Origin of the sequence: Anatilimnocola floriformis (genome assembly GCF_024256385.1) — a bacterium.
Classification (GTDB): Bacteria; Planctomycetota; Planctomycetia; order Pirellulales; family Pirellulaceae; genus Anatilimnocola; species Anatilimnocola floriformis.
Genome location: NZ_JAMLFW010000003.1, coordinates 1 through 21,899 on the forward strand (window position 1 = coordinate 1; position 21,899 = coordinate 21,899).

The window sequence follows — 21,899 nt, forward strand, 5'->3', positions numbered from 1 at the left end:
GCCGAGCGTTCACGATGCTTGCATTGCCAGCGTGAACGGTTACTTGGGAGGGCGAGGCGGGCGAGGCTCCCACCGAGCCGCGCCGGTCGAATGCAGGCGCCGGCAGCCATTGCGCGTCTACCTCAACGGCTCGGCAGGAGCCTCGCCCTCCCGGTCGCTCGCCGCGACAGCGTCGCTGCGTTGTTAGATCACTTGGAGGCCGATATGCTCTCCTTCGCGTCGGCTGAATTCGTTGCCTGCATCCGTTGGCCTTTGGAGCACTTTGTGGACAACGAGCAACAGGAAGAGTTCTCTGCCATTCGCCAGTATGCGACGGACGCTCTGCGGACTGGGTTATTAATCGAAGGGCGCACGCTGCCGGTGTGTCAATTGTTGATCCTGCCGTCGTTCGACAACCCCGTGAGTTGGGATGTAGTCAGTTACTTCTCTCGAGAGGACGGTAAGCAAACGCGGCTGGTTCGATCCACCTGGCGAATGGACGTTGATCATGAGGCTTTGCGTTCGCCCGTGGAACGGCAGAAGCATCCGCGACCTTACCAGCCAACATTAGAATCTGGCTGGGTGTTGCTGGACGCCGAGAAGTTGGAAGCATTGCTGGCACAGGTTCGCAGCATCCGCATTCCCCTTCTGGTCGCCGAAGCACCGATGGGATTGGATGGAATCACCTATGAACTGGCGTTTGGTGAATTCTTCTGCAACTCACGTATTGTCTGGTGGTGCAACATGCCCCAGGAATGGCGCGAACTCGAGCCGTCGGTCGCGGAGCTAGAACGGTTGTTTGAATCCACTTGGGAATCGCGGCCAGGCGGTGGTTAGTGGGTGAATTGGTCAATCTTTTGAGCGGAGATCCCAATGTCTCATTTCGATGAGAAGGCCTGGTCAGCGATTTTGGCACATGAAGACACGCAACTCGAAAAGCCGGCAACTGCCAAAGCAATCGCCTCCTTCGAGGCCAAGCATGATTTCGCGTTGCCTGACGCGCATCGCGAATTCCTGCTGAAAGGTAACGGTGGGGTTGTCGGTTATATCCGGCTGTATGGCGTCGGCCGAAAGGATCATCTTGACCTGGGCAGTCATTTGGCTGAGATGCGGCCCTACATCGAAGGCATGGCCGATGGCCCCGTGCTTCCGTTTGCCAGCGATTGGGGCGGAAGCTGCTTTTGTTATGACCTCCGGAAGCCCGCAAAGCCCAAAGGTTATCCCGTGCTCTATTGGAACCACGAATATTCCGAAGAGCCGGACGACCGCCCTATGCTATGGTCAAAGTCCACCGCAGACTTTGTCAGCTTCATCAAGAAGGTGATCAAACCGATCAACTGAGGTCCTGGTGTGAAGCTTCTCCTATTGTTTGACAACGTTGTCGTTGGCGAGATTGAAGATGCCTCCGAGCATCAGGAAACGCAGTTCGGCTGCTTTCAATGCTCTTTGCCGGCCGGTGGTGACGCATTAACGAAGCGGTTGCGCGAGTTCATCGAGTTTTGCCGCGACTGGTTCGCCCGGTCAGGCTCTCAAGCTGGCGCAGACGCAGCCGAATTTGATTCGTATCGGGACCTCGCCTCTTCGGGGAAATGGCAAATTCAAAAGCCCAGCGGCGAACTTTTCAGGATCGAGGATGCGCCACTGTTTCAGGATGGGTTGCAGGGTGAAATTTCCTGGCGGGAGCAACACGGCTGAGTATCGCTTTTTGAGATAGTCGTGTTACGTCCGACGTTTGCCCGCCACACACGCTGTCACCGCCGCCTCATCCCGAAGGGATGGCAGCCAATCGCCCCGGGTCGCTGCGGTATGCAAGAGGCGGGAGAAATGCGATGCATTAGATGCATTGCTAGCGAAATCCTCGCTTGTGCGCCACTTTTAGCCTTATTCCTCGCCTCCCGTCCCTCGTCCCTCGCCCCTCCTCCCGCCTCTTTCCCCGGAATTTCCTTCCCGAACGGAAAAATCCGCAAGTTCGTTACAGCTTCACACGATAAATAGCCTTGGAACAACGCACCAGCATTTTGCCAGCGTTGGTATTACGCAGATCGACTACGACGATGCCCACGACAACCCGGCAAACCGACGGCAGCTCTCGAGGATTTATCATGTCGCACAGGATGGCTCTGGCAGCACTTTGCACCGTGATGGCGATCACATCGCTGAGCAGCACCGGCTGTGTTGGTCTCGCGTTGGGAACCAACTTCGGCTTGTTCGGGATTCCGATCCCCGTCAGCCCTTACTTCCAAAAGAAGAAGGAAGACGAATTCTGGAATCACGAGCGTTACGAACGGGCGCCGATTCTGCCGCCGCTAGCTCCGGGCGGCCCGACGGTCGCCTTGGATCCGCCGAGCGATGACGAAGTCATTCGCGCTTGGGAAAAAGCCAACCCGATTCAGGGCGGCTTGCCCTTCTTGCACGAACGTCAGCGAAACAACGTGCGTATCTTGAAAGAGAAGATAGCCGACTATATCGATCCACCGCGGGTCGTACCGCTACTCGGTCCGGTGCAGCTACACCACGCTCACTACAAGTGTACGATCTACTACTCCGAAGTGACTCGCGTCGGCTGGCCAGTGCCTTACACCACGGTCGACGAAGATGCTCAGGAAGTGATGTATATCGATCACAACCACTTCCACATGGTGGGCAACGTGAGCGGTGGACCAGGCTCGAACTACTAGCCTGACGGCCAGCAACAAGACGACCGGCGGCTCATCGCCGGTCGAACTCTCGCGGATCAACGCGATATAACTCAGCGAACACCGAAAACAATTCTGGATGGTGTTCGTTGAGCTCGTGTGGGACTTCGAAAAACGCTTCGGTCACCACGGCGAAAAATTCTTCCGCAGATTCTCCTGCATACGGATCAAGCCACGTTCGGCGGCCGTGAACCAAATCCAGCACCAGCTGGCGGCATTCCTCTTTGACAATCGGCCAGCGCTGCCGCAGCGATTCGGTGGCGAGTGGCGGTTGACCTCCCATCTGGCCATCGAGACCATCCAGGTGATGGGCCATCTCGTGAAAGACCACATTCTCACCATCGTGCGGATCGGCGGCACTCTCTAAAACAGCCGGCCACGAGAGGCGAATGTTGCCGTGCTGCCACGCATCGCCGACGGCCACCGTGAAGGTATCGGAGTCTCCCTTGTGGCGATTCGGGCGGGAGCGGATGAACTTGGGATAGAGCTGAATGGCGGGGAGTCGTTCGTACAAATAACCGTCGTCGCCGGCGAGCAGCACCACGGCTTGGGCGGCAACAACGATTTTCATTTCCTCGGTCAGCTCCAAACCGCTGCTGCCAGCCCAGATCCGCTCGGCAACCATAATCCGAGCTTTATCGATCAGCCGCGCCCGCAAATCCGCCGGCAACTCGGCATACAGCGGGACGTGTTCATGCAGGGTCGGTTCCCACAACTCCGGCAGCGGCGTAGCAAGCAACTGTCTGCGGCGGGCATTGCGACCGAAAGGCCAGGAGAAGGGCATGGAGGTTTCCAAGGGAACAGGGAGATGCCATTAGTCTAGCGAACGCAGTCGCGGTGGGAGGCGAGGGTCGGGAGGCGGGAGTCAGCAACTTGTACCCAGCGATTCATTACTTTTCCTTCTCGTCCCTCGCCTCCCGCCTCTCGTCCCCGCTCCCCCAGAATTTTCCCGCATTTGGAACCATTGCCTGTCCAGCGGGGTTTAAGAGATACGGATGTGCGTCGATAATGAGAGCTTGCCCCCGTTTCTCGCTAATTTGCCACACGGATTTGTCACTTGGCCGGAACCGCGACACGTGATTTGTCGTCTAAACCTGATCTACCGGCTCGATTCGGTAACAACGGGCAGTTGGCGGGTTACTTAAGTATGTCGATTGTGCGTCTTCCGAGAATTTCACCATGAGCAGTACCACGCGTTCGAAATTTCGATCTTACGCGCTGGTCAGCAAGCTGGTGTCGCAGGAACAGTACGACGCCGCGGTCGCTGTCGTGCGAGCTGGCGCGCTCATGCCTACGGAAACAACCGAGGTCGACGAAGCCGCGCTCGCCACGCAGCTAATCGAGATGAAGGTCCTGACCACCTATCAGGCCATGCAGATTCGTTCGGGCCGAACGAAACTGCACCTCGGGCCCTACGTCATCACCGATTCGATCGGCCATGGCGGCATGGGTCAGGTCTTCAAGGGTATTCACCGCATGATGGGGCGCGAGTGCGCGGTGAAGGTGCTGCCGCTGCACAAAGCCACGCCCGACGCCGTCAACAACTTCATGCGCGAGATTCGGCTGCAAGCGCAGCTCGATCATCCCAACTTGGTGCGAGCCTACGACGCCGGCGTCGACGGCGAGGTGCATTACCTCGTTACTGAGTTCGTCCCGGGCATGGACCTGCGGAAGCTCGTCCGCTCGCAAGGACCGCTCACTCAGCAGCAAGCGGCCAGCGTTGTGCTGCAAGCGGCCCGCGGCTTGGCCGAGGCGCATGCCCGCGGCTTGATTCATCGCGACGTGAAGCCGGGCAACATTCTGGTCACGCCCGAAGGTATCGCGAAGGTTTCCGACCTGGGCCTGGCCGGATTCATGGAAGAAGCCGACACCGATCCGCGGGCTGGCAAAGTCGTCGGCACGGCAGACTACCTGTCGCCGGAGCAAATCAACAACCCGCGCGAGATCACCACTGTCAGCGATATTTATTCGCTCGGTTGCACGCTCTATTACTCGGTCTGCGGCAAGGTGCCGTACCCAGGCGGTACGGCGCGCGACAAAGCACGCCGGCATCGCGACGAAACGCCCTGGCACCCGCGGCGGTTTAATCCCGAACTGCACGAAGAGTTTGTCGACGTCATCGCCGACATGATGGAGAAGGACCACACCCGCCGCATTCAAACGTGCGAAGAAGTGGTCGCCCGCCTCGAACAATTCGCCGGCGAGCTCGTCCCCATCGCCTCGCCGAAGTCGCCGCCGTCACCGTGGACCACACAACCGATGCCCGTCGTCGAAGAAGATCGCCTGAAGGGTGACGGCGCACAAGACACCGACGCCAGCGATCACAGCGTGAGCTCAGGCCCCGGCCAACTCTCGCAAGTCACCGGCGCGCTGGCCTCGGCCAGCCAAGACACGGCGACGATGATCAAGAACTTCCACAAAAGCAGCGGCATCTTCAGCTTCCCACCGTTCAACCTCAGCCAGCCGCAAAACGCCCTCTCGCTGATCCTGCTCACGCTGATCATCGCGGTGCCGATCTCGATGGCAGCCGGTGCGCTCGTGGCCACGATGTTGCTCTGGCCGTTTCGGTAATCATCAGAGTTTTCAGGAATCGAGGGTCTGCCGAACCTTCGCGGCCGCAGCCTGCAACCGGTGGCGGACTTCCGTCGCTCGCTCGCCGCCGACCAGCAACGTGCAGATCGGCTGGGATGCTTCGAAGCACGTGCCGGCGCAGGGAATATCAGCGACATCAACACCAGACCCGTGCAGTGAGTTCATCGTTGCTCGCAACGACTCGCCGCAACTCCCCGCGCGATCGGCGTAGACAATCAGCTTGCCTTGATGATCATTCCGCAATCGAGCAAAAAGTTCCATGCTCGCCGTGTAACGCGGATTGACTTCGATCAACCACAGCCCTTCTGCATTGCGGATAAAATCGCAGCCGAACATTCCTTGCATGCCAGTGGCTGCGGCCAAACGCTCGGCCATTTGCAGCAGCGCCGCTTGTTCCGCGGCGCTCAACTCCAGCGGTGCGAGCGAACCGGCGTACTGAAACTCCTGCGGCGCTCCATGTTCAAAACCAATCCACTGCTCCGTCGCGCCGATCCAGCGCACTCGGCCTTCATCGGCACGAAACGACGCGCTGCACGATTGACCGGAAATGAACTGTTGGTAGTAATGGCGGGATGATCGGGAGGCGGGAGGCGCGAGTCGAGAGGCGGGGGATACGAATCGTTGAATGCCCATTCCGCCACCCGACCGCAGTGGCTTCATTAGCCAACCATGCTCCTTCTCTCGCCCCTCGCTTCCAGCCTCTCGCCTCCCGATCTGCGGATACTTCACCGCCGTTGTGCGCACGAACTCCGCCAGCCACTGCGGATCGCGCACCTTCCGCAGGACATTCGGCCCATTGCCGATTAGCGGTCGCAGCTTCGCCAAGCGCGCGATCAGGCGCGGATAATTTTCGAGGCCGCCGGTGTACATCCATGGCGCTTGCGGAGCGGCCGCGAGAGCAGGCAGAAATTCTGACGGATAGCGCTCGATCTTCACCGTCTCGGCCAACTGCCGCAGGTCTTCATCGCCAAACAGATCGATGGCATAGGGGCGATAGCCGGCACCAATCGCCCACTGCGCAGCCGCTCGCACACTGGCCCCTAAAATGATGAGTGGTCCCCGCTCCATTTGCCCGTACTCCGGCTTGTTGACTCACGACTATAATGGACCACGCCCAATGCGACTCACATCCTCTTTAAAAACTCCATGACCGCGAAACATATCCTGGTTGTCGAAGACGAACGCCACCTGGCCGTCGGCATCAAGTACAACCTCGAAGCCGAAGGCTTTCAGGTCACTACGGTCGGCGACGGCCCGAGTGCTTTGCGGCTGATCGACGAAGGCGAAAACGATTTCGATTTGATCGTGCTCGATCTGATGTTACCCGGCATGAGCGGTTATGCGGTGTGCGAAACAATCCGCAATTCAGGCAACGATGTGCCGATCTTGATTCTCAGCGCGCGTACACTCACGGAAGATCGCACCCGCGGCTTCAACGTCGGCGCGAGTCAATATCTCACCAAGCCGTTTGATCTCGATGAGCTGCTGAGTCGGGTGAAGAACCTGCTGACGCATTTTCCGCGCAAGCAGTTCATCGATCGGTCGATGCCGACAAAGCTCACCACGTTCGAGTTCGGCAAAGCCAAGATCGACTTCCCCCGCTTCCATCTGCAAGTAGCTGGCAAGGAAGAGCAGCTCACCAAGCGCGAGTGGGAACTGCTGCAATACTTCGTCGAGCACGAAGGCCGACTCATTCCGCGCACCGAGCTCTTGCAAAACGTCTGGCAAATGCCCGGCCACATTCAGACCCGCGCGCCGGATCAGTTCATTCTCCGCTTGCGGAAGATTCTCGAACAAGATCCCGCCGCGCCGCAACATTTTTTGACCGTGCGCGACATGGGCTATCGATTCGTGAAGCAGCCGCTGCCGGAAGGGGCTGAGGAGTAAGCCTCCTCAGTCGCCTTTCGCTCCGCGAAAGCCGACTTTATTGATTCACTTCGCCACCAGCCCGCGTCAGCATGGCCTGGTAGACCTGCAGATCGATTGTGTCGTTGAACCGCCGCACCGAGCCGTCGCCGCCGACGAAGTGTACGCCGCCGGGGTGGTAACTGCCGAAGTCGTCGAAGTGGTGATCGCGGTGATTAGGTGTGTGATCGCCCACGCCGACAACGCGAACCATGGCTTCGTTGGCCGTCGGCACTACGCCCTGCCACATGCTGCCGCCGAAGCGGGCCGATCGTTCGCCGATCACCAGCGTATTGCTCAAGCCATCGGTGATATCCGAAAAACGCGTGCTGCTGAGAAAGTAGAACGAACCGTCGCCATTGTTCGGCGCGTCTTCGACTTCGTTCGTGCCAAACACGCCAACGTAGTTCGAGCGCGAGACCTGAAACATCGGCGTGCCGTCGTCGACCGAGTGTTGGTGAGCTTCCCCTTCTACTTCGTCTTCATGATCGTGGCCATGATCGCCCCCCGTGCCGAGCTTGAACCGCTTGGGGTTTGGATCCGACGCGCAGAGGAGCACCGGAATGATGTGCTCGCGGGCCGTTTGATTCACGGCATCGCTGATCGGCAAATTGCGTTGGATGAGATTGTCGTGCAACGGCTGTTGTTCGATCTGCGGCAGAATGCTCACGCTCCAACCCCAACCGGGCACGCCTTCCGGCGTATTGCCGATCCAGCCGGGCGGCAGACGGCCGTGAATATCGTGATAGTTGTGCAGGGCCAAGCCGACCTGGCGCAAGTTGTTTTTGCACTGCGCCGAGCGGGCAGCTTCTCGAGCCGCTTGTACGGCGGGCAACAGCAGCGCCACGAGCACGCCGATGATGGCGATCACAACAAGCAATTCCACCAGCGTGAAACCGCGGGCGCGCACGGGCGTGCGCAGCGAAAGGCGAAACATGAAAGGAAAACTCCCAAAATGCAGCCGCCACCCTGCCGCGAAACGGCCTGGCAAACTGCAAGAAACTTGGCTGTAGAAAAACGACGACCTACAGCCAGGCGGGAGGACCACGACCCCGATAGACGCGCGGGGTTACCGCAGAAATTTGAGCGTCGCGATGTTCCGCGACTTCTGCGCAAACGGTGCAAAGCAAAGATACCGGCGCGACCACAACCGGCAATGCAGCCTGCGATTGATGCCGGCAGAGCGTGCACTCGTCACAAGGCTGATCCGACGCCGGCGAGTGCTGCGAATCGGCCGGCAGATGCTCGTGTTCGTGCGAGTGCTGATGGCCACAGCCGTGCGAATGGGAATGCGTATGAGAGCAACCCGCATGCTCATGCTGGTGTTCACTATGCGTGGCACAGGCTTCGGCGCCGTGCTGATGCGTGTGCGGCAACTGCGCAACGACCACGTCCATCGCTGCAATAGCGAGGCACAGGAAAGCCGTTACTCGAAAGAACCGCGGTGGCATCAGCGCATTTGCTCCAGCCCCACTTATCGCATACTCACCGGAGCATGTCAAATGCATAGCAGTTGCACTTTGCGGTTGCCCCTACGTTCCCTGAAGCATTTGCAACTATGGTCGCCATTGACAGTGCGATTCCCGTCAAGCTAACCTCGATTTGGTAGCTCCGCTTCACCGATTTAACTAGCATGCCCAGCAACCGCCGCAAATCGACTCCCGCTATCAGTGCCTGCGGGCACCTGGTGCGAGTCGTGCGCGTGCTGTTGATTCTCTGGGCGGCCTGGCATGGGCCGCTCCCCTGGTGCCATTCGCACGGCACACTCGGCAATACCACTGCCGGCGATCAGGGCTTTTTGCGAGCGCATTTGCTCTCGCATCACGGATCGGTCGATCCCTGCTGCAGTGTTTGCTTCGGCTGGCACTTTCATATCGACTTTCCGCCGGGTGAAAACGACTCCGAAGGAGCACGCAGCACGTTGTCGCTGCGGCACCTGACTTCGGGACTGCAAGAGGCCAACCTGACGGCGCTCGTCAAATCGGCCGCCGATGCGACCGACTGTAACGCGTGCATGTCCGTGGTTGCTCCCACATTCGCTCAACCGACAGTTTGTGATCCGGTTGAACACTTCTTCGATGGCTTTGCTCCTAGTCTGGCCATGCCGCTGCGCTTTGGCGTGATTCGCTGCTGAGCGAACTTCTAGCGATTGTTCTTCATCGCTCGTGATCTTCATTCGCCGATTTTGCTGCGCGCGTTCGTTGTGTTTGGGAGTTTGCCATGGCTATTTCGTTCAGTCCGCCGGTCAGAAACGCCGCCCTCGGTATCGGAGCACTGCTGCTGGCCGGCATCGGGTGGAAGTTCCTGAGCCCGCAGCATTCCGCCGCCGACAAAGCCGCCGAGCATCAGGGCCCCACGGCCACGCCGGTCTCGCACGAGTCGGCCGTCAAGATTGTGGATTTCTCGCCGGCAGCACGAGCAGCCGCGGGCGTTCGCGTCCAGCCCGTCGACATCGGCCCGTTTCGGCAGGTGATTTCGCTCACGGGAAAACTGGCGCTCAACGAAGATCGGTTGAGCCACGTTTATCCACTCGTGGAAGGGCGCGTCGAGGAAGTGAAGGTGCAGTTCGGCCAGCGTGTGCAAGCCAATGATGTGCTGGTGGTCGTACAGAGCAAAGAAGTGGGACAGGCCAAGCTGCAGCTGTTTCAAGATCGGCTGCAGCATGAACTCGCCTTGGCGAAAAATAAGTGGACTCAGGAATCATCGGCTAACGCGCTCGCGATGCTCGAACTGATCCGCACCGGCGCGACGCTCGAAACGATCGAAGCCCGGCTGCGTGATCGGCCGCTCGGCGACTATCGCGAAAAACTGATGTCCGCCTTCTTGGAGCACTATCGCGCTAAGTTGCACCTCGAACGACTCTCGCCGCTGTCAAAAGACGGCGCGATTGCCGGCAAGCAATTGCTCGAAGCAGAAGCCACTCACAACGTCACACGGGCTGCCATGCAGTCGATCATCGAGCAACTTGCGCAAGATGCTCGGCAGACGGCAGCGGCGTCGGAGCAGATGGTCAAGGATTTGCAAACCCGCGTCGCCGTCGACGAAACCACGCTACTCGTCATGGGTTTTGAAAAGAGCGAACTCGCCGAAGTGAATCCCGCCAAGCTGGGCGAGAGCATCTCGCATTACACCATTCGCGCGCCGTTTGCGGGAACCGTCATTGCCAAAGACGTCACGCCGCTCGAACGCATCGGACCCACGAGCCAGATCTTGAGCATCGCCGATCTTTCGACGGTCTGGGTGACGGCAGATATTTTTGAGGAACACCTGCCGCGACTCAAGTCGCTGGAGGGGAAGAACATTCAGTTGCGCACTTCCTCCTGGCCCGGCCAGTCTTTCGCGGCGACCGTGTTCTACACCGGCGACATCATTCAGGAAGCGAGCCGAACGGTATCGCTGCGAGCCCGCGCCGAGAATAAAGACGGCAAGCTCAAGCCGGGGATGTTCGTCAACATCGAAATCGAAGACATCGCCACCGAAGAAGTCCTCAGCGTGCCGCTCGCTGCTGTGCAAGAGCACGAGGGAAAATCGTTCGTCTTTGTGCAGATCGATGCGGAACACTTCGAACGCCGCGACGTGCAGACCGGCCGGCGCAATGACCAATCAGTCGAGCTCGTAGCAGGGCTGAAAGCCAAGGATGAGATTGCCACGGCGGGCTGCTTTGCGCTGAAGTCGCAGATGCTGGCCGAGTTGCTCGCGGAGTGACGCGAACTGTGTTGCCAACGCATCGGCTCGTTCACTCCATCGTCTTGCACAGGTTACCGTGGTAAATCACATCATCGATTGGTCGCTCGAAAATCGCTTCATCGTCATCCTGCTCGCCATCGTGCTGCTAGGCGGCGGTTTCATCGCCGTCACGACGCTGCCGCTCGATGCCGTTCCCGATCTGACGAATGTGCAAGTGCAGGTGCTTACCACTTCGCCTTCGCTCGGGCCTGTCGAGGTTGAGCAGTTCATCACGTTCCCGGTCGAAAACGCAATGAGCGGCCTGCCGCGGGTCAGCGAAATCCGCTCCATCAGCCGCTTTGGCCTGTCGGCGGTCACCGTCGCCTTCGAAGACGGCACCGATATCTATTGGGCGCGGAATCTAATCAGCGAACGCCTGCAGATTGCCCGCGAGAATATTCCGAAAGGAATGGGCGATCCGCAAATGGGCCCGATCGCTACAGGCATGAGCGAAATCTATCAATTCGAAGTCCGTGCCAAACCAGGACATGATTTCAACCTGATGGAACTGCGCACCATTCTCGATTGGCAGATCGCCTTTCAACTCCGCAGCGTGCCAGGCGTGATCGAGGTCAATACTTTCGGCGGTGAATTGAAAACGTATGAAGTGCAACTCGACCCCGACAAGTTGCTCAACTTCGGCATTTCTCTCAATCGCATCTTTCACGCGCTCGAAGAAAACAACGCCAACGCCGGTGGCGGTTACATCACGCACGGCGCCGAGCAACGACTGATTCGCGGCGAAGGGCTTGTCGGCTCGCTCGACGATATTGCCAAGGTAGTTCTCGACAACCGTAGCGACGGCACGCCGATTCGGATTGAGGACGTTGCGCAAGTGCGCTTTGCCCCGATGCTGCGGCAAGGCGCCGTCACGCGCGATGGCAACCGTGAAGCCGTCACCGGCATGGTGATGATGCTGATGGGGGGCAACTCGCGACAGGTTGTGCACGACGTTAAAGCCAAGATCAAGCAAATCGAAACCACGCTGCCTGCCGGCGTGTACATCGACACGTTTTACGACCGCACCGAGCTCGTCGAAAAAACGATCCACACCATCGCCGAAAACATCGGTGTCGGCGTGATCCTGGTAATCATCATGCTGTTTCTGCTGCTGGGCGACGTGCGCGCGGGACTGATTGTCGCCGCCGCGATTCCCCTCTCAGCGATGTGCGCACTGATTGCCATGAAGCTCGCCGGCGTGTCGGCCAACTTGATGAGTCTCGGCGCTGTCGACTTCGGCGTGATCGTCGACGGCGCGGTGGTGATGATTGAGAATGCTGTTCGCTTTGCGAGTCGTTACCAGCGCGAAACCGGCGCCGTGCGGATTCCCAAATCCGTGTTCAAAGAATCGGCTCGCGAGGTCGGTACGCCGATTCTCTTCGCGGGGCTGATTGTGATTATCGTCTTCCTGCCGATTCTCAGTTTGCAGGGTGTGGAAGGAAAAATGTTCCGGCCGATGGCGTTCACGTTCATGACGGCGTTGACGGGAGCGCTCATTCTTTCCGTGACGGTGATGCCCGTCATGGCATCGCTGTTTTTGGCACGGCGAGTTAGTTCCGAAGACACGCGACTCGTTCGTTGGCTGAAGCGTTCATACGAACCCATGCTGAAGTTCGCGATGGAGCGGCCCGTCGTCATGATTTCCGTCGCCGGCGGTATCTTTGCCGTGAGTGTCCTCACAGCGGCCACTTTTGGTGTCGAGTTTGTGCCGAAGCTCGACGAAGGGGATCTCGCGATCCAAGCCGTCCGCTTGCCGAGCGTCTCACTCGAGACTTCGCTGGAGATGACCAAAGCGATCGAGCGCACGCTGCTGGTGTTTCCGCAAGTAGAAAGCGTCGTGTCGAAAACAGGCCGCCCGGAAATAGCGAACGACCCGATGGGCGTGCATCAAACCGATATCCTGGTGCGTCTGAAAGCGCCCGAGCATTGGCCGAAGGCGATCGACAAGGGAGATCTGGTCACCGAGATGCAAGCGGCGCTCGAAAAGAACGTCCCCGGCAATTCTTTCGGCTTTACTCAGCCGATCGAGCTGCGTGTGCAAGAACTCGTGGCGGGCGTGAGGTCTGACGTGGGCCTTAGCTTGTATGGCGATGATCTGGAGGTGCTCAAAACTCAAGGCGATCGCATCGTGCGAGTGCTTAACCAGGTCGCAGGGGCCGCCGATGTGCAGGCTCAGCAGATCGCCGGCTTGCCGTATGTGCGGGTGATTGTGCAGCGCGATGCCATTGCCCGGTACGGCATCAATTCGAGCGATGTGCTCAATGCTGTGAGTGTGGTCGGCGGTCAACCTGTGGGCGAAGTCTTTGAAGGGCAACGGCGGTTTCCCTTGCAGGTGCGACTCGCTCCGAATTCGCGACAATCGGTCGAACAGTTGAAGCAACTCAAAATCGAAGATGCGCGCGGTCGGCAGATTCCCATCTCTCAGTTGGCCGAAATCAAAACCGAAGATGGCCCGTCCGAAATCAGTCGCCATGCGATTCGTCGGCGACTGCTGATTCAGTGCAACGTGCGCGGTCGCGATCTGGCAGGTTTCGTGAACGAAGCCCAGGAGGTGGTTGCCAAGCAAGTGACGCTGCCGCCCGGTTACTCACTGGCTTGGGGCGGCCAGTTTCAAAATCTGCAGCAAGCCACGCAGCGGCTGATGATTGCCGTGCCGGTCGCGTTGTTTCTGATCTTCTCGTTGCTGTATGTCACCTTTAGTTCGGTGAAGCTCACGCTGCTCATTTATTTGAACGTGCCGATTGCTGCGACAGGAGGTATCTTTGCTCTCTGGCTGCGCGACATGCCGTTCTCGATCTCGGCGGGAGTCGGCTTTATCGCGTTGTTCGGCATCGCGGTGATGAACGGCGTGGTGCTGATCGAACACATTCGTCACTTGCGCGAACATGGACACGATCAACTTTCCGCCGTGGTGAATGGTTCGATCGATCGGCTTCGGCCCGTGCTGATGACAGCGATGTGCGGCGCATTGGGGTTCGTGCCGATGGCCGTTTCGGGCAGTGCGGGAGCGGAGGTGCAGCGGCCACTGGCAACGGTTGTGATCGGCGGGTTGTTGACGTGCACGGTCCTGACGTTGCTCGTTTTGCCCGCCATTTATCGCTGGTTCGAACCGGCCGCCAGCGAACTGCCGGCAACGGAACATCATTGAGCGCCCTGACATGTCAACGAAACAATCCACCTCTGAATTGAGCTCCGTGCCGCTCGTCGGCATGGCAGTGAACGCATCGCTCGCGGTACTGAAGATTACCGCGGGCGTGCTGGGGAACTCCTACGCTCTGATTGCCGATGGCTTGGAGTCGACAGCAGATATCGTCTCGTCGCTCGTCGTCTGGAGCGGACTGCGCGTCGCGGCAACTCCCGCCAATGAGCGACACCCCTACGGCTATGGAAAAGCGGAAGCCCTCGCCGGCCTGGTGGCGGCCCTCGCGCTGCTGGGCGCTGCGGCCATGATCGCAATTCAAAGTGTGCGAGAAATCGTCACGCCCCATCATCTGCCGCATTGGTCGACGCTCGCGGTGCTGGTGCTAGTTGTCGTGATCAAGGAATGTCTGGCTCGCTGGGTCGACAAGATCGGCGCGGAAGTGGAGAGCTCAGCGATCCAAGCCGACGCGTGGCACCATCGCTCAGATGCTTTGACCTCGCTGGCCGCATTCATCGGCATCGCGGTCGGGCTGATTGGCGGCCCCGGTTACGAAGCAGCCGATGACTGGGCCGCGCTCGTGGCCTGCCTGGTGATCACTTACAGCGGACTCCGATTGCTCCGGTCCGCCGCCCGCGAATTGATGGATGTCGCGCCGCGCAAGGAATTCGAGCTACGCGTGCGAGAGTTGGCCGCCAGCGTCGAAGGCGTGCTAGCCATCGAGAAATGCCGCATCCGCAAAAGTGGCCTGACTTACTTTGTCGATATTCACATTGAAGTCGATGGTGAAGCGACCGTGCGCGCAGGGCACGAAATCGGCGGCCGAGTGCGAAGCACCCTGCGCGATTCCGACCTGTCGATCGCCGATGTCCACGTTCACATCGAACCCCATTCCGCCCCCCGTGAGCGGCCCTAACGAAATCGCTAGCAACCGCCAATTGTTTCACTTGCTAAAGGCAAATCGAACTCGGTATTGTAGAATGCAGGTCGCCAGCAACCGCCGCTGGCTACAATGGATCCTCGGCCATGTTTAATCCCAACCAACGCCGGAAACCGATCTCCGTCACGCTTCGTGGACGGTGGTTGCGTTGTTTGCTGGTCTTGGCGGCCTGTCTGGGGACAATTCCCTGTACGCATCTGCACGGTTCCCTCGTCAGCCCGCACGAACATCGGATTTCGTGCAATGTGGAACAATCGCATCACGATGGCGGCTCCCTTTCGAACACTCTTGTTCAAGAGAATCCTCCGATCGACCAGGGGAATGAGCCCGCGGATTCACAACACGAGCAAGAAACTCCCTGGCTCGAACTGGACTCCAGTCAAAGCCTGACAGACTTGTTGCAGCGTTCCGGCGATTTGACGATGTGGACTGTTACTACCGGGCAAATTCACTCCGGCCACACGCTTACCGTCGATCTCGCCGATCACAATCACTTCTTTGACTCTTTTGCGCCCACGCTGCCGCTGCCCCTGCGGTTCAGCATCTTGCGCTCCTGATCCAGCCGATCCCGCGCAACGCGCGAGATGATCTTTTCCGCAGTGTCTTTGTCCACTCAATACGCCGCTGCGCGTTCGGCTGCATCCATACCACCCGCCAAGGCTCCTACCATGCAATACTCTGCCAGACGTTTTCAAACACTCGTGTTTGTGTCCCTTTCGCTGCTTCTCTGCGTGACCTTTGCGGAGCCAGCTTTCGCTGCACGCCGCAGCCGCAGCAACGGAGCCGCCTCGGCCGCACGCCGCGCGAGCACCATCAAAGCCGCTCAAGCACAATATGCAGCTGCCCAATCCGTGTTGTCGGCAGCCCAAGCCACGGGCGCTGGCGCCGAAGCTCGCTTGCGATCAGTCATCGCCGAAATGAACGGCGCTGCCATGGAGTTGCGCAAATCTCGCTCCGCATCGCATGAGATCTTGCAGGACCAGGCCGAAATCGAAGAAGACATTCTCGCCGAGCAAACGGCCAAGACGCCCTACTACCAAATCACCGAGGAGATCCGGGCGACCAAAGAGCATTTGGTCGCCACGGAAAAGAAGCTGACTGAGTCGGCCGATTTCATCCACAAGTACGACCAAGTCCGCAGCAATGACGGCGCCCAAGCCGCGTTCCGCTTGCGGCAAACAACGCTCGAAAACGATACCGACTATCTGCTGCAAAAAACGACGCTGACAACGCTTAGTGAAAAGCGAGATGTTCTGAAGCGCGAATTGTTTCACAAAGACAAAGAGTGGCTCGCGCACCAGGCCCAACTGGCCGAGGCCCACAAAGAAGAGCGCGAGGCCTCGATCGACTTGTACGGTTCCGCCAAAGAGCGAGCCGAGCCGAAGGAGCAAATCAAAACAGCTCAGCAGGCCGCCGCCGCCGCCCGCGAGTCGATGGCCCAGGCGCAGCAGATTCTTAGCAAGCTAGGAGCCAGCGTTACTGCGACCAAGCCGAAAACCTCGAGTACCACGAAGACCAAGAAATAGCCGATACGGAACCCGCGCCGCGATCATCTCTTTCCGCGGCGCTGATCGTTGCCGCTGACAGTAATAGCGTATCTATCAACCGCTTCTCTGCGGAAAAACGCTCCGCCTCCGTGTTGCTGCCTGTTGCTGGCAGGCCAAGTGCGTGAATGTTAGTTGAAATAACTAAATATTCGCACCTCAACTAATAGCTGCACTCTTGCAGTACTGTCAGCGACAATTTGACATGGCTCAATAGTTGTGTATAAACGACCGCATAGTCGTGCTTGCATTCGCCGGTATTTAGGACTTTGGCAGTAACAACTACCAATGACAACGGTATCTTAAATTGACGACGATGACTGACCATGGTCAATACTTGCAGGCATTGAACGAGGCGGTTGTTTCCGCGTTTCCCGACACTGATGGTCTCAAGGAGCTTATTCGGTTCCAGTTTGACCTTAGAATCCAGGACGAGGTTTCTCTTTCGACTCCGAATAAGACCATTGTTTTCGACACAATTGAGTTGTTTGAAGCCAAGGGAGAGCTAGAGCAATTGATCAGCGCTATTGCGCAGGTCCGATCAAATAATGCGTTGTTTCGCGCGTTTTGCAGCCAATATCATCCAGAATTCATCAATCGCGTGGCCGATTCTCAGGCGGCATCGGACGTCGCCGACGGTCTGCAAACCATCAAGCGGGCCCGACAATCTCAACCCGAAGTTAATGCAGTCTTAAAGGACATCAGCGACGAAATCGAGATCATCTGCAATGGCATACTGGCATTGAAGCTGCTTAAACAGCTACATGAAGTATTGCATATCATTGATTTCAAGTTTTTCAAACTGCTAGTATCTGCGGCAAAGAACTATCGTGCTCGCCCCACGGGTACCGAGGAGGCATTCGAACTACGTGTTTATACCAGCGACTTTGAGGACAAGGTCGTCGAGGCTCGTAAGCTGACAGAGAAGCTAGTTCCAGCAGATCGAGTGCTGGAAGGATGGGTCGAAAAATTGGCCTTGGCGGCGGAAATGCTGCGGGCAGCCCTGCTGCCGGGTTCGGCCAACCCGCTGACACCGATTCAAACATTGATTCGGCCAACGCTGGGCCAAGCTCCATCGGTGGTTTATGCCAGGCTGGCTGAGGACGCGCGGCAAATTCCTCTTGATCATTTGCTGACGGGCATCCGGCAAATGAAGCCTCTTTTTCAAGACGAGAACAACCGGCTCCTCAAGTCTTGCGAGCTTGGGCTCGCTGCCTTGCAACAGCGGCTACGAGATGTGATTAGCGAACATTATTTCTGGCAGAAGATCGACATCAATCTGCGACTGATCGACAACGCAATCGATCGTCCGGCAGCGGAAGCTAGTTGGCTGGAGGATCTCCAGTGCCTATTGCCGTCGATTATTCGCGAGATTGAAACCATTTGTACGCTGCGGCATGAGGCGGAATGGCGCGAACCCTTAGAGAAATCTTGGTTAAAGCTGCGCCAAGCTTTGGAGCTGAATCAGCCAGAAAACATGCGGTTCGACTATTACGAGTGTCAGCGCCTGGCTCGCGGTCGTTTCTACAATGTCGACGCCGAATTGTTGGAGGTCTGCACTCAACTGGTGACTCTCAACGGTCCACTGGCAGAACTCAATAGCCTGTGAGCGAAATCATGGCCACTTCGAACCCAACTGACTCGCATTCGCACGCCACTGATTTCGTGGGGTTCGAATGCCTGAAGCAGATGCAGGATGAGCATCGCGATTTGCTGCGACGACGCGGCGAATTGTCTCGCGATTCGCTGCCGCAAATCCACGCGATCGACGAATTCTTGCGGCGTGGCGTGGAACTGGGCCAATTGCTAGATCGGGCAGAAGATCGCGACACAGCCCAAAGCATGTTGGATTATTGGGCCTCAGTTCGCGATACCCTGAACGCGTCGGCCAAAGAACTAGCCGCGAAGTCAGCATCGGTTCAACATGCGATTCTGCAGCCTTTCAAACGGGAACTGATTGAAGAGGCGATGAAAAAGGGGGACCGTACCCTTTCAAATCTAGGGTCAGAAGATTCCTCGCTGGCATTGCGCATTTTGATGCGGCTCGTGCGGCTTGATGGGCCGACCCGCACCTTTTCCTCGGCGCCGGCAACTCTGGCATCGGTTCGTTCTTTGAGCGAAGCGAAGGAAGTCGACAAGATCGTCGCCCAACTAAAGCAGACCGGCGTTCTCCGCCAATTCGACGACGACCAGAAGCAGCCCAGTTTGCAACTGGCTTCCGACTCGCTGATGCGACAATGGAAGCCCTTGGCGGATGCACTCGCGCAACGGTTGCGATTTCGCCGGGCTGCCGAGTTCTGGGATTCGCATGACCGCGACCGCGAAGCGCTGTTCGCTGCCGGCCCCTTACTGGAAGAGGCGCTAGCTTATCGGGATCTGGGCGAACTTGAGAAAGAGTTTGCCGAAGCCAGCCGAGCGCGGCGGGATCGCTCGCGACAAGTTCAGCTCAGCCTGCTCTCGATTGCGGTGGTGGTGCTGGGTGTTGGTTGCATCGTGCAGTTGTATCAGCGTTCAAAACTCAGCCAGCAAGCGGTGGAACTGCAATCGAAAAACGATCAATTAGCTGCGGCAGGCAAAAAGTTGGAAGATGAGAAGGCGCTGGTTTCTGCGAAAAGGGACGAATTGGCAAAAACAGTCGAGGAACTAAAGCAGGCCAGTCAACTGGCTGGACTCAACGAAGCCGAAGCTCAGCGACAAAAGAAAATCAGCGACGAGAGCCTTAAGAGCATCGATCGCCTGATTAAGGATATTTTGGCGACGAAGAGTGCCTCCGCTGATCCGGAGGTTCGAGAGCTTGGAGACAAGTACAAGGCGGAATATACGGCGCTGATCGCCAAGCTGCCGAAGCCTCAAGCTACTGAAAAGTTGGGTCCAGGCTCGCGGATTGGCCCGCCGGGAGGAAATGTTCACGGCACGGCAGGAGTCTTTGTAGAGGACAAGCAGGGAAAGCGCTTTCTGTTGATGCCTCAGTATTTGTTCTCCGGCGCAAGCGGGGACAGTGTTCTTGAATACAACTGGGGACACGCAGAAAACAATCAGGGAACTCCCATTGGCAAAATCATCAAATTCACCACGGCTGGTCAATACAACATGGCGTTCGCCCAATTGCGAGATGGCGTCTCGGTCTGGGAGCAAGGGCCAGCCAGTCGCGTTACTGGACTAGAAAAAAAAGTCAAAGTTGGGATGGCCGTGCAAATGATCGGCGCGACTTCAGGACTAAAGACTGGGGTCGTAAACAGCATCGAGAAGAATGGCACTGTGATCACCACTCGGCTTTCGGAGCCCGGAGATGCAGGCGCGGCGGTGCTGACGATGGATGGCAAATTGATTGGCGTGTTGACAGGTTCAAGTGACAAAGAATCGTTCGTAACGCCCGTCAACGAAACAATCGAAAAACTCAATCTTGTACTGCTCAAGCCCAAATCTGAGGAAGGCTAACGACCTCGGCTCGTTCTCCCTAAGGAAAACATCATGCGCGTTTTGGCGAAGGGAAAGACGTTTACAGTTCATGCAATCGCCGGCACGGAAGTAGTTTTGTTGGGAATGGATGCCAAGCCCAATGCGGTCGCTGGGCTGCTCGGGTTCACCATTCAACGGACTGGCCCTAAGAGCAAGAAAAAATGGCTGCGTGGGGGAAAAACGTTCTCCGACTTGCAGTTGAGTGAAAAGCAGCCGGCCGATTCGCGAACGTTTCCCATCCAATCGATGTTGTGGGGTGACTACGAAGTCGATGCGAAGCAAAAGTATCGCTACGCGGTGACCGCGCAGTTTGGCACGCCCACGGCGATGGAAGCCCGCGAAACCGTAGAAGTTGAAATCGAAACCGAAGACCCCGACAACCCCAAGATTAAGCACGGCATCTACTTCAATCGCGGTGTGGCCGGCAGTCAGGCCTATGCGCGACGCTTTGGCAAGAATGTCCGTTATTACCTCTCCGAAAAGAACGGCCGCAAAGAATGGAAAGACTATATCAAGCCAGATGGTGTGCCGGATCGTGAAGCGTTCATCTGGCTGTCGCGCGGCCTCGAAGAAGGTTTGCTCAAGTTCATCGCCCAGGCCAAGGGCGAGCGTTATCAATTGCGCGCGTGTGTTTACGAGTTCAATTATCTGCCAGTGATCCAAGCCTTTGCCGATGCCGTCGAGAGTGGCGTCGATGTGCAGATCATTCATCACGCCAAGTCAACCAAAAAAAAGCAAGTCGGTCGCGGCGGAGTGATCAAGATTGTCGAAGAGCTCGATTCCGAAGCGCGATCGGCCCTCAAGGCGATCAGCGAGATCGGCATCCGCGATTGGAAAAATACATCCCGTTGGATGAACGTCGTTTCGCGCCGCACCGACACGACCATTGCTCACAACAAGTTCATCGTGTTGCTCAAGGACGGCAAGCCGGAGCAAGTGTTGACTGGGTCGACCAACTTTACAGCCGGCGGCATTTTCGGACAGTCGAATGTGCTGCATGTGATTCGCGAGCCAAAGATTGCCGCGCAATACCTCGCTTACTGGGAATATGTCAAAGCGTACGAAGCGCAAGTGCAGGGCCTGGCTAAACCCGGCGCAAAGAAAGTGGGCAAGGTGCCGCAATGGATCATCGAGCAACAAGCCGACCTCACCGGCCCGCCCCCTGCTGATTCGATCACCACTATTTTCAGCCCACGTCCCAGCACGGCGATGCTGAGCTGGTATGCCGAGCAATTGGCCGCGGCCAAACAGTCGGTCCATTTCACCGCGGCGTTTGGCGTCAGTCAGCCGATTGGAGAAAGCCTGATGGGCGATACCGACGGCCAGGTATTGCGCTACACGATGCTCGAAAGCCGGCCATCGAAGAAGAGCTCTGACGATCGCAAGGAAGCAGCGCGGGCCAAGAAAAAGCCGGTCCCTATCGATTTTTGGGACTTAATCGAGAAACCTTGGAACCGAGTCGCGTACGGAGATGTGCTCAGTCGCAAAGCCGTAGAAGCCCGCGAAAATGAACGTAAATACCGCGAAAGCCTGGCGGGAGTGAACGTCAACGTTGATTTTCTGCACACCAAATATCTGCTGATCGATCCGCTCAGCGACGATCCCATCGTCATTTCCGGCTCGGCAAATTTCAGCGACAACTCGACCACGAAGAACGACGAGAACATGCTCATCGTTCGTGGCGATACGCGTGTCGCCGACATCTTTCTGACCGAGTTTATGCGCCTCTTCAATCATTTTCGTCATCGCAACGAAGAGAACCAGTTGCATCAGAAAGCCGGCAGCGAAGACGTCACGACGGAGTCGCTGAGCCCCAATGACTCGTGGGTGAAGCCCTACTTCGATCCAAAATCCCAACAGTACTCAGAACGCAAATTGTTTTCCGGCTCACGGTAACGCTTGCTGAGCGTGGCGAGTGA

General features: G+C 57.7%; 18 protein-coding genes. 15 read left to right on the top strand and 3 right to left on the bottom strand.

Annotated features, from left to right (window positions below; all coding sequences use genetic code 11):
* Window positions 1-204 precede the first annotated feature (204 nt).
* From M9Q49_RS33270 to M9Q49_RS33285, 4 genes are all read left to right on the top strand, one after another.
* Complete coding sequence (locus M9Q49_RS33270; RefSeq protein ID WP_254513650.1) at window positions 205-816, top strand: hypothetical protein; 612 nt, start codon at window positions 205-207, stop codon at window positions 814-816.
* Window positions 817-852: 36 nt separating this feature from the next.
* Window positions 853-1,320, top strand: coding sequence for an SMI1/KNR4 family protein (locus M9Q49_RS33275; protein WP_254513651.1), 468 nt, complete (start codon window positions 853-855; stop codon window positions 1,318-1,320).
* A 9-nt stretch (window positions 1,321-1,329) separates the two neighbouring features.
* Complete coding sequence (locus M9Q49_RS33280) at window positions 1,330-1,674, top strand: hypothetical protein (protein ID WP_254513652.1); 345 nt, start codon at window positions 1,330-1,332, stop codon at window positions 1,672-1,674.
* 407 nt (window positions 1,675-2,081) lie between these two features.
* The gene (locus tag M9Q49_RS33285) at window positions 2,082-2,657 is read left to right on the top strand and encodes a hypothetical protein (RefSeq protein WP_254513653.1); all 576 of its coding nucleotides are present in this window, start codon (window positions 2,082-2,084) and stop codon (window positions 2,655-2,657) included.
* A gap of 31 nt (window positions 2,658-2,688) precedes the next feature.
* On the opposite strand, the gene M9Q49_RS33290 is transcribed toward M9Q49_RS33285, so the two are convergent.
* A complete protein-coding gene (locus tag M9Q49_RS33290; protein ID WP_254513654.1) occupies window positions 2,689-3,459 on the bottom strand; it encodes a M90 family metallopeptidase in 771 nt (256 codons plus the stop codon).
* A 395-nt stretch (window positions 3,460-3,854) separates the two neighbouring features.
* Here M9Q49_RS33290 and M9Q49_RS33295 point away from each other — a divergent pair, with 395 nt between their 5' ends.
* On the top strand, window positions 3,855-5,246 hold the full coding sequence (locus M9Q49_RS33295) for a serine/threonine protein kinase (RefSeq protein ID WP_254513655.1): 1,392 nt from the start codon (window positions 3,855-3,857) through the stop codon (window positions 5,244-5,246).
* A gap of 12 nt (window positions 5,247-5,258) precedes the next feature.
* Here the strand turns inward: M9Q49_RS33295 and M9Q49_RS33300 are convergent, their stop codons facing one another.
* On the bottom strand, window positions 5,259-6,335 hold the full coding sequence (locus M9Q49_RS33300; protein ID WP_254513656.1) for an ATP-grasp domain-containing protein: 1,077 nt from the start codon (window positions 6,333-6,335) through the stop codon (window positions 5,259-5,261).
* Window positions 6,336-6,413: 78 nt separating this feature from the next.
* Here M9Q49_RS33300 and M9Q49_RS33305 point away from each other — a divergent pair, with 78 nt between their 5' ends.
* Window positions 6,414-7,154, top strand: coding sequence for a response regulator transcription factor (locus M9Q49_RS33305; protein ID WP_254513657.1), 741 nt, complete (start codon window positions 6,414-6,416; stop codon window positions 7,152-7,154).
* Between the two features lie 37 nt (window positions 7,155-7,191).
* Here M9Q49_RS33305 and M9Q49_RS33310 read toward each other — a convergent pair whose 3' ends face one another.
* Entirely contained in the window at window positions 7,192-8,109 is a 918-nt protein-coding gene (locus M9Q49_RS33310) for a DUF1559 domain-containing protein (RefSeq protein ID WP_261365426.1), read from the bottom strand.
* Window positions 8,110-8,805: 696 nt separating this feature from the next.
* Here M9Q49_RS33310 and M9Q49_RS33320 point away from each other — a divergent pair.
* The 9 genes from M9Q49_RS33320 (at window position 8,806) to M9Q49_RS33355 (ending at window position 21,876) form a co-directional block, all read left to right on the top strand.
* Window positions 8,806-9,306 (top strand): hypothetical protein, encoded by a 501-nt coding sequence (locus tag M9Q49_RS33320; RefSeq protein ID WP_254513658.1) that lies wholly within the window; start codon window positions 8,806-8,808, stop codon window positions 9,304-9,306.
* A gap of 86 nt (window positions 9,307-9,392) precedes the next feature.
* Entirely contained in the window at window positions 9,393-10,877 is a 1,485-nt protein-coding gene (locus tag M9Q49_RS33325; protein ID WP_254513659.1) for an efflux RND transporter periplasmic adaptor subunit, read from the top strand.
* A gap of 58 nt (window positions 10,878-10,935) precedes the next feature.
* On the top strand, window positions 10,936-14,046 hold the full coding sequence (locus M9Q49_RS33330) for an efflux RND transporter permease subunit (RefSeq protein WP_254513660.1): 3,111 nt from the start codon (window positions 10,936-10,938) through the stop codon (window positions 14,044-14,046).
* A gap of 10 nt (window positions 14,047-14,056) precedes the next feature.
* Window positions 14,057-14,953, top strand: a complete 897-nt coding sequence (locus M9Q49_RS33335; protein ID WP_254513661.1) for a cation diffusion facilitator family transporter — start codon at window positions 14,057-14,059, stop codon at window positions 14,951-14,953.
* Between the two features lie 446 nt (window positions 14,954-15,399).
* A complete protein-coding gene (locus M9Q49_RS35665; RefSeq protein WP_261365427.1) occupies window positions 15,400-15,534 on the top strand; it encodes a hypothetical protein in 135 nt (44 codons plus the stop codon).
* A gap of 111 nt (window positions 15,535-15,645) precedes the next feature.
* The gene (locus M9Q49_RS33340; RefSeq protein WP_254513662.1) at window positions 15,646-16,503 is read left to right on the top strand and encodes a hypothetical protein; all 858 of its coding nucleotides are present in this window, start codon (window positions 15,646-15,648) and stop codon (window positions 16,501-16,503) included.
* 334 nt (window positions 16,504-16,837) lie between these two features.
* A complete protein-coding gene (locus M9Q49_RS33345; protein WP_254513663.1) occupies window positions 16,838-18,130 on the top strand; it encodes an effector-associated domain EAD1-containing protein in 1,293 nt (430 codons plus the stop codon).
* A gap of 122 nt (window positions 18,131-18,252) precedes the next feature.
* Complete coding sequence (locus M9Q49_RS33350) at window positions 18,253-19,959, top strand: S1 family peptidase (protein WP_254513664.1); 1,707 nt, start codon at window positions 18,253-18,255, stop codon at window positions 19,957-19,959.
* 33 nt (window positions 19,960-19,992) lie between these two features.
* Window positions 19,993-21,876: a phospholipase D-like domain-containing protein gene (locus M9Q49_RS33355; RefSeq protein WP_254513665.1), complete on the top strand. Its 1,884-nt coding sequence runs from the start codon at window positions 19,993-19,995 to the stop codon at window positions 21,874-21,876.
* The last annotated feature ends 23 nt before the right edge of the window (window positions 21,877-21,899 follow it).

Bases quoted from the DNA above. Each gene is read 5' to 3' on its own strand.
- M9Q49_RS33295 (WP_254513655.1), top strand. From the start codon at position 3,855: ATGAGCAGTACCACGCGTTCGAAATTTCGATCTTACGCGCTGGTCAGC.
- M9Q49_RS33275 (WP_254513651.1), top strand. From the start codon at position 853: ATGTCTCATTTCGATGAGAAGGCCTGGTCAGCGATTTTGGCACATGAA.
- M9Q49_RS33310 (WP_261365426.1), bottom strand. From the start codon at position 8,109: ATGTTTCGCCTTTCGCTGCGCACGCCCGTGCGCGCCCGCGGTTTCACG.
- M9Q49_RS33340 (WP_254513662.1), top strand. From the start codon at position 15,646: ATGCAATACTCTGCCAGACGTTTTCAAACACTCGTGTTTGTGTCCCTT.
- M9Q49_RS33345 (WP_254513663.1), top strand. From the start codon at position 16,838: ATGACTGACCATGGTCAATACTTGCAGGCATTGAACGAGGCGGTTGTT.
- M9Q49_RS33320 (WP_254513658.1), top strand. From the start codon at position 8,806: ATGCCCAGCAACCGCCGCAAATCGACTCCCGCTATCAGTGCCTGCGGG.
- M9Q49_RS33270 (WP_254513650.1), top strand. From the start codon at position 205: ATGCTCTCCTTCGCGTCGGCTGAATTCGTTGCCTGCATCCGTTGGCCT.
- M9Q49_RS33290 (WP_254513654.1), bottom strand. From the start codon at position 3,459: ATGCCCTTCTCCTGGCCTTTCGGTCGCAATGCCCGCCGCAGACAGTTG.
- M9Q49_RS33335 (WP_254513661.1), top strand. From the start codon at position 14,057: ATGTCAACGAAACAATCCACCTCTGAATTGAGCTCCGTGCCGCTCGTC.
- M9Q49_RS33355 (WP_254513665.1), top strand. From the start codon at position 19,993: ATGCGCGTTTTGGCGAAGGGAAAGACGTTTACAGTTCATGCAATCGCC.
- M9Q49_RS33285 (WP_254513653.1), top strand. From the start codon at position 2,082: ATGTCGCACAGGATGGCTCTGGCAGCACTTTGCACCGTGATGGCGATC.
- M9Q49_RS33325 (WP_254513659.1), top strand. From the start codon at position 9,393: ATGGCTATTTCGTTCAGTCCGCCGGTCAGAAACGCCGCCCTCGGTATC.
- M9Q49_RS33305 (WP_254513657.1), top strand. From the start codon at position 6,414: ATGACCGCGAAACATATCCTGGTTGTCGAAGACGAACGCCACCTGGCC.
- M9Q49_RS35665 (WP_261365427.1), top strand. From the start codon at position 15,400: ATGTGGACTGTTACTACCGGGCAAATTCACTCCGGCCACACGCTTACC.
- M9Q49_RS33300 (WP_254513656.1), bottom strand. From the start codon at position 6,335: ATGGAGCGGGGACCACTCATCATTTTAGGGGCCAGTGTGCGAGCGGCT.